Source organism: Nocardioides endophyticus (genome assembly GCF_039543845.1).
In the GTDB taxonomy this organism is placed as follows: Bacteria; Actinomycetota; Actinomycetes; order Propionibacteriales; family Nocardioidaceae; genus Nocardioides; species Nocardioides endophyticus.
In genome coordinates, this window is sequence record NZ_BAABKN010000005.1 from 246,452 (window position 1) to 253,424 (window position 6,973).

The window sequence follows — 6,973 nt, forward strand, 5'->3', positions numbered from 1 at the left end:
TAGCGCGCCTTTACCCGGGAATCGGCATCCCCGCGAGGGTGAATGGCGACAATGAGTGGGTGTCGTCGACGAATGCTGAACTCCTGGCGCGGGTGGGACTCTCCGAGCTGGGGGCGCGGCTGCGTGCGGCTCGGGTCGCTGCCGGCCTGACGCAGGCGCAGTTCGCCGGTGACACGGTCGAGCCGTCGTACGTCTGTCGCGTCGAGGTCGGTCGCCGCCGACCGACTCTCAGGGTGCTCACGACTCTCGCGGAGCGCGCCGGTGCGCCGCTCGAGGAGCTGCTCACCGGACTGACGCGCGACCGGTGGGACGCCATCCAGTCGACGATCGACTTCGCCGAGCTCAGCCTGTCGTCGGAGGACCCGTCGGAGGCGCTGGCGGCGGCCGACGAGGTGCTCTCCGACCTGGTGGGAACGAACGCGCCTGAGTTGTTCGAGAGCGCGTTGAGGCTGCGCGCCAGTGCCCGTGAGGCTGCCGGCGATCTCGACGGGGCCGCCGCCGACCTGACTCTGCTCACCGCCGAGCCCGTCGCAGACGTGAAGTGGGTCAAGGACCTGATCTCGCTGAGCCGCTGCCTGCGGGAGTCCGGCCGACTCGACGACGCGATCGCGGTGGGAGAAAGCCACCAAGCCCACATTGCAGGGCTGGGCCTGATCGCAACCACAGAGGCGGTGCAGCTGACGATCACCACGGCGGGCGCCTATATCCAGCGCGGCGACCTGGGGCATGCGCTGCGCGCTTGCAAGCGCGCCCTCGCCGACGCCGTCCGGTACGGGTTGCCGGTGGCGCAGGCGTCGGCACTGTGGAACGCGAGCGCGGTGCTGCAGATCCGCGGGCAGGCGGAGGAGGCGCTCAGCACGGCTCTCCAAGCTATGGAGTTGTTCGAGAAGTCGGGCGACACCCGCAGCCTCGGCCGGATGCGCAACCACGTCGCGAACATCCAGCTGAGCCTGCGACCGCCCGACGCCGCGGGGGCGCTGGAGATGCTGCAACGGGCGCGCAAGGAGCTCGACTGGTCGACGGCGAGTGCCGTGGATGCCGGCAGGCATCGACTCAGCATGGCGATTGCCCATGAGTTGCTGGGTCAGTACCGGGAGGCGGAGACCGAGCTGGAGGCCAGCGCCACCATTGCGCCGCTGAACGCGGCGGAGCTCCGGGCCTCCCAGGCAGCCTTGCGAGGCCGCCTCGCCGCCGCCTGGGGCGATCTCGACTCGGCCCGTCGGCACTATCAGCAGGGCATCGCCATCCTGACCGGGAGCGGCGCCGACAGGGACGCAGCCCAGCTCTGGTACGAGCTCGGGCAGATCCTCCGCGGGCTCGGTGAGAGCGAGCTGGCCGCCGACGCCTTCCGCCGCGCGGGCGCCACGCAGGGGCTCCACATCGCACACTGACAAGACACCCGATCGGGCCGACCGGGGGTGGCATAAATCCCGCCGCCACCCCCGCGTGCTGGCTCAGCAGCACAAAACGTGGTTGGCGGACGCCGGCGCCGCCGGCAGCCCCACGACCCCCAGCACGGCAACTCCAGCGACGACACCGGCGATGATTCCACGCTTGATCCGCGACATCTGACTTCTCCTCGGTCAGCGGGTGCGCTCGGTACGCACCCGGCTACCTGGGGAGGGTAAAGTTGTGGCAAGTCAAAAGGAACTGGTTCGATGGAAAAGTTGCCTAGAGTTGCCAACGTGGGTTCGGTGACTAGACCAGCCGCTGGCTGAACCGGGCGCGCGGACGGCACGTCCGAAGGGGCCGTCGGGCCGGCTACCCCCACTCGGGACCCGCCCGCCACTGGGCCTCACGCGCCAGGCGGCCTGCGCAGGTCAGCCGACGTGAAACGGCCGCTCAGGAGAAGAGCGACTGACCGACGTACTCCCCCTGGCCGATGCCGGGCGGTACGGCGAACAGCGCGGAGCCGGTGACCTTGAGGTACTCCATCAGCGCGTCCGACTTGGCCATCGTGTTCTGGATCGGGATGAAGTGCGTGTCCGGGTCGACGACGTACGCGATGAAGAACAGGCCGGCGTCGAGACCGCCGAGCGGGTTGGAGCCGTCGACGAAGTTGTAGCCCCGCCGGAGCATCCGGGCGCCATGGTGGAAGTCCGGGTGCACCAGCCGGACGTGCGCGTCGTCCGGGATGATGTGGCCCAGGCTCCCGGGCATGTCGAAGTCGGGCTCGGTGAACTCGGTGCCACCCGAGAGCGGCGCGCCGCTGTCCTTGGTGCGGCCGACGAAGTCCTCCTGGTCGCCGAGCGTCTGCCGGTCCCAGATCTCGATGTTCATGTTGAACCGGCGGGCGACGAGGTAGGAGCCACCGGCCAGCCAGTCGGCACCGGGATCGGCGCCGGGGGCCACCCAGACGTGCTCGTCGACGTCCTTGGTCTGCTCGGACTTGATGTTGGCGGTGCCGTCCTTGAAGCCGAAGAGGTTGCGCGGCGTCGACTGCGACGTCGAGGTGGTCGACGTACGGCCGAAGCCGAGCTGCGACCATCGGACCGCCACCGTGCCGAAGCCGATCCGGGCCAGGTTGCGGATGGCGTGTACGGCGACCTGCGGGTCGTCGGCACACGCCTGGATGCACAGGTCGCCGTACGACTTCTCCGGGTCCAGTACGTCGGCCGGGAAGTGCGGCAGCGTGCGCAGCGCCTTGGGCTGCCGGTCGGCGAGCCCGAAGCGGTCCTTGCCGTCGTCGTCGCGGAAGAGTGTCGGGCCGAACCCGAACGTGATCGTCAGCCCGCTGGCGCTCAGTCCGATGGCCTCGCCGGTGTCATCGGGAGGCAGGTTGACCGAGCCCTGGGTCGGCCCGACCTCACCGGCGGACAGTCCCCGGGTCATCCGGTCGGCGGCCTCGGTCCAGGCCGTCAGCAGCGCGACCAGCTCGTCGCGTGAGTTGGTCGTGACGTCGAACGCCGCGAAGTGCAGGCGGTCCTGGGCCGGGGTGGTGATGCCGGCCTGGTGCTTGCCGCGGAAGGCATAGGCGTCTCGAGCGTCGTCCGGGCGCGACTCGCCGTCCGCGGCGGTCGCGCGACCGGCGGCGAAAGCACCTGCGGCGAGGCCGGCGGCGGCAACGCCACCGCCGACCAGTCCGCGTCGGGAGACCCCGGTCAGGACAGCACCGCCGCCGTGAGCTGCGAGAGCGGCTCGGAGAGCGCGTTGACGGCGTTCGCCAGGTCCTGCACCTCGTCGGGGGTCAGGTCGTCGTAGAACGTGAATCCGGTGTCGGTCCGCTGCGCGTCCAGCAGCGTCTGCAGGTCGGCGAACCGGGTCGTCAGCGTCTTCGCGAGCTCCGGGTTGGTCTGCTCGACGATCGGCTTGACGCCCTCGAAGCCCACGCGGGCACCGTCGACGTTGGCCTGGAAGTCCCACAGGTCGGTGTGCGACCAGAACTCCTCCTCGCCGGTGACCTTGCCCGCGGCGACCTCCTCGAGCAGGCCGCGCGAGCCGTTCGCGATCTGGTCGACGGTGTAGTCGAGGCCCTGGACGCGCTCGTCGAGGGTGGTGATGTTCTTCATCAGGTCGTCAGCGTAGAACGCGCGCTCCTTGGGCGTGAGCGGCGTGTAGTTCTTCGCCAGCTCGGGCCAGAGGTCCTTCTCGATGCGGTGCCAACCGGTCCACTTCTCGCCGGGCTCGAGGTCGGCCTCGCGAGCGTCGGTGAGCGGGTCGAGGTCACCGAACGACTCGGCGACGGTCTCGATGCGCTCCCAGTGGGTGCGGGCCTCGGGGTAGAGCGTCCGCGCGGCGTCGTCGTCGCCCGACTTGTAGAGGTCGACGAACTCCTCGGTCTTGGTCACCAGCTGGTCGGACTGGTCCTGGACGTACGCCGAGTAGTTGGTCAGCGCGGTGTCGACCAGCTCCTGGTCGTCGGCGGAGACGCTGGGCTCGTCGCCGGACTTGGTGACGGTGAAGTCGGCGCGGATGCCGTCGCCCTTCATGCCCGGCTTGCAGGCGGTGAAGTAGGTGCCAGCCGGCGCATTGACGACCAGCTGGCGGGAGAGCTGCGGGCCGACGTTCTCGACCTCGGCGACGATCCGGAGACCATCCTCGCCCAGGAGGTAGAACTCGGTGACCTGCGAGCCGTCGTTGGTGACGTCGAAGGTGACCGTCCCGGACGGCACCTCGGCGGTGGAGACCTTGCACTCGTCGTCGGTGGACGAGACCGAGACGGTGCGGGCGTCGCCCGCGTCTCCTCCGCTGTCCTTGGCGTTCTCGGTGCAGGCGGCGAAGAACGGCGTGGTGACCAGCAGTGCGGCCACGAGCAGGGGCTTGTGCATGTGTCTCTGTTCCTTCGGACGGGTCAGTTGCTGACGGGGGCGGGAGCGGGAGGAGAGCTTCGCCGGCGGGCGCCGCGGACGAAGAGGAACATCACCGGGACGACGTACAGGACCCAGACGAGGGCCTCGAGCACGGTCGTCTGCGGGGAGAAGTTGAAGATGCCCTTGAGAAGGGTGGCGTACCAGGTGGTCGGGTCGATCGTGTCCGACACGTCCCACGCCAGGTTGTCGAGCCCGGGCAGGACACCGGCCTCCTGGAGGTCGTGGACGCCGTACGAAAGGACGCCGCCGGCCACCAGGATCAGGAAGCCTCCGGTCCACGTGAAGAACGTGCTGAGGTTGATCGAGATCGCGCCGCGGTAGAGCAGGTACGCCAGGACCACGGCGGTCGCGATGCCGAGGCCGGCCCCGACCAGCGGCTGCCACGTCGAGTTGGTGTCGCGCGAGACCGCCTCGGTGGCCGACCAGAGGAAGAGCGCGGTCTCCAGCCCCTCGCGGCCGACCGCGAAGATGGCGACCAGCGCCAGGCCCCACCAGGGGCCCTCCACCGCGTCGTCGATCCGGCCACGCAGCTCCCCACTCAGCGAGCGGGCCGCGCGGGCCATCCAGAAGATCATCCAGGTGACGAACCCGACCGCGACGATCGACAAGGTGCCGCCGATCGTCTCCTGGGCCTCGAAGGTCAGGCCGCGCGGGCCGTAGAACAGCGCGAACCCGAAGCCGAGCGACACGAGCACCGCGAGCCCTACCCCGATCCAGATCCGCGGGAGCAGGTCGCGCCGCTCGATCTTGACGAGGTAGGCGACGAGGATGCTGACCACCAGGGCCGCCTCGAGGCCCTCACGCAGGCCGATCAGGTAGTTCGCGAGCACAAGCGGCGATCGTACGCTTGGCAGTTAGGTTTGCCTAACCACTGTCGGACGCGTCACAACATCGTTAGATGGTGCAGCCGTCCGGGCCGCAGGCCTCGGCGTCGCCGCCGGCCATCTGCAGGACCGGGTGGGACGCGGTCCAGGCCTGGTCGAGCACCTGGCTGAAGACCTCGGCTGGCTGGGCGCCCGAGACGCCGTACTTCTGGTCGACGACGAAGAACGGCACGCCGGTCGCGCCGTACGCGCGAGCCTGGGCGATGTCGGCGGCGACCGCGTCGGCGTACTCGTCGCTCGCCAGCACTTCGCGGACGCGCGCCTCGTCGAGACCGACGTTCGTCGCGACGCCGGCGAGCACGTCGTGGTCCCCGACGTCGGCGGCACCCTCGAAGTACGCCGAGAGCAGCGCCTCCTTGAGCTCGCGCTGCAGGGCCGGGCCGCCGGTCTCGAGGGCGAGGTGCAGGAGCCGGTGCGCGTCGATGGTGTTGGTGTGCACGGTGTCGAAGAGCCGCATCGTCAGCCCGTCGTCGGCCGCGACGTCGATCAGCTGCTGCTGCATGTCGCGCATCTCGTCCTCGCTGCGCCCATACTTGCGGGCGATGACGCCGGTCGACAGCTCGTGGCCGTGGTGCGGGGCGGTCGGGTCCAGCTCGAAGGAGCGGTAGACGATCTCGACGTCGTCCGCGTGCTCGAAGGTGGACAGGGCCGTCTCGAGACGACGCTTCCCCACGAAGCACCACGGGCAGACGACGTCACTCCAGATCTCGATCTTCACGTCGGCTGAACGCCGGTCGCGACCGCGTTTGTTCCGTCAGTGGTGGTTTCGAGGAAGGTGCAGGATGGGGATCGCAAGTGGCGGAGCGCTGATGAACATCGCGGGCGGGATCCGGGGTCGACCATCCTGCACACCTCCTTTCGATAGAGAATCGGCAATATCGGATGGGTAGAGGTAGAGCGGAAGCCGCTTGGGACGATCCCCTCTGCGGACATGCCACGATTGGCCCGACCGGACGAGACGGTCGGCCGACATCTGAGGGAGAGAGCCGCATGGCCCGCACCGCACGCACCGGATCGCCGGTCCGTCCGATCGCACATCTGTCGTTGGTCGACCGCGTCACCGACGAGCTGCACCGCGCGATCCTCAACGGCGACATCAAGCCGGGTGCGGCCGTCTCCATCGTGGAGCTCTGTGAGCAGTTCGACGTGAGCCACATCCCGGTGCGCGAGGCGCTGCGCCGTCTGGAGAGCGAGGGGCTGGTCAGCCTTCGCCCCGGTCGCTCGGCGCTCGTCGCCTCGCTCAGCCCCGAGGACCTCGCCGACATCTACCGCCTGCGCCGGGTCATCGAGGGCGACCTCACCATGCGCGCGATGGAGCGGATGACCCCCGAGCGGCTCGAACAGGCGCAGGTCGCGCTGGACGAGTACGCCGAGGTCGAGCGCGAGCCTTCGGCCCTCGCCGCGGCGCACCACGCCTTCCACGCGGCGATCCTCGACGAGGTCATGGGCGCCGTCGACCGGCGCATGCTCCAGATCCTCTGGCACTCGGCCGACCGCTACCTGCACCTGGTGATGGACGACCTCGACCGCGCGCCGGAGACCACGGAGGCACGGATCACCGAGCACCGGGCGCTGCTCGACCTGGCCCGCGCGGGCAAGGCCGAGGAGCTGCGCGACGCCTGGGTGCACCACCTGGCGAGCAGCGAGGCCGACCTGCAGGCCGCGCTTGAGCGTCAGCCGAGCGCCAACGAGTCGGCCCGCGTCTAGGCGCCGACGAGCTCCCACGGGCGACCCTCGACGAGGGCGGTGCCCTTGCCTCGTCCCAGCGCCACATCGCCC

At 69.7% G+C, this 6,973-nt stretch carries 6 protein-coding genes; 2 read left to right on the forward strand and 4 right to left on the reverse strand.

Features of this window, described 5'->3' with window-relative positions; translation table 11 throughout:
- Positions 1 to 59 precede the first annotated feature (59 nt).
- Positions 60 to 1,391 (forward strand): helix-turn-helix domain-containing protein, encoded by a 1,332-nt coding sequence (locus ABEA33_RS03545; protein ID WP_345525199.1) that lies wholly within the window; start codon positions 60 to 62, stop codon positions 1,389 to 1,391.
- A gap of 451 nt (positions 1,392 to 1,842) precedes the next feature.
- Here the strand turns inward: ABEA33_RS03545 and efeB are convergent, their stop codons facing one another.
- From efeB to ABEA33_RS03565, 4 genes are all read right to left on the reverse strand, one after another.
- Positions 1,843 to 3,210: an iron uptake transporter deferrochelatase/peroxidase subunit gene (gene efeB, locus ABEA33_RS03550; RefSeq protein ID WP_345525431.1), complete on the reverse strand. Its 1,368-nt coding sequence runs from the start codon at positions 3,208 to 3,210 to the stop codon at positions 1,843 to 1,845.
- Positions 3,102 to 4,268, reverse strand: a complete 1,167-nt coding sequence (gene efeO, locus ABEA33_RS03555) for an iron uptake system protein EfeO (RefSeq protein WP_345525200.1) — start codon at positions 4,266 to 4,268, stop codon at positions 3,102 to 3,104. The genes efeB and efeO overlap by 109 nt, the downstream gene beginning before the upstream one ends.
- A 23-nt stretch (positions 4,269 to 4,291) precedes the next feature.
- Entirely contained in the window at positions 4,292 to 5,140 is an 849-nt protein-coding gene (gene efeU, locus ABEA33_RS03560; protein WP_345525201.1) for an iron uptake transporter permease EfeU, read from the reverse strand.
- A gap of 64 nt (positions 5,141 to 5,204) precedes the next feature.
- Positions 5,205 to 5,912: a DsbA family oxidoreductase gene (locus tag ABEA33_RS03565; RefSeq protein WP_345525202.1), complete on the reverse strand. Its 708-nt coding sequence runs from the start codon at positions 5,910 to 5,912 to the stop codon at positions 5,205 to 5,207.
- Between the two features lie 272 nt (positions 5,913 to 6,184).
- Between ABEA33_RS03565 and ABEA33_RS03570 the strand changes: the two genes are divergently transcribed.
- The gene (locus ABEA33_RS03570) at positions 6,185 to 6,901 is read left to right on the forward strand and encodes a GntR family transcriptional regulator (protein ID WP_345525203.1); all 717 of its coding nucleotides are present in this window, start codon (positions 6,185 to 6,187) and stop codon (positions 6,899 to 6,901) included.
- Positions 6,902 to 6,973 lie beyond the last annotated feature (72 nt).

Excerpts from the sequence above, each read along its gene's own strand:
- efeO (WP_345525200.1), bottom strand. The coding sequence starts at position 4,268 with ATGCACAAGCCCCTGCTCGTGGCCGCACTGCTGGTCACCACGCCGTTC.
- ABEA33_RS03570 (WP_345525203.1), top strand. The coding sequence starts at position 6,185 with ATGGCCCGCACCGCACGCACCGGATCGCCGGTCCGTCCGATCGCACAT.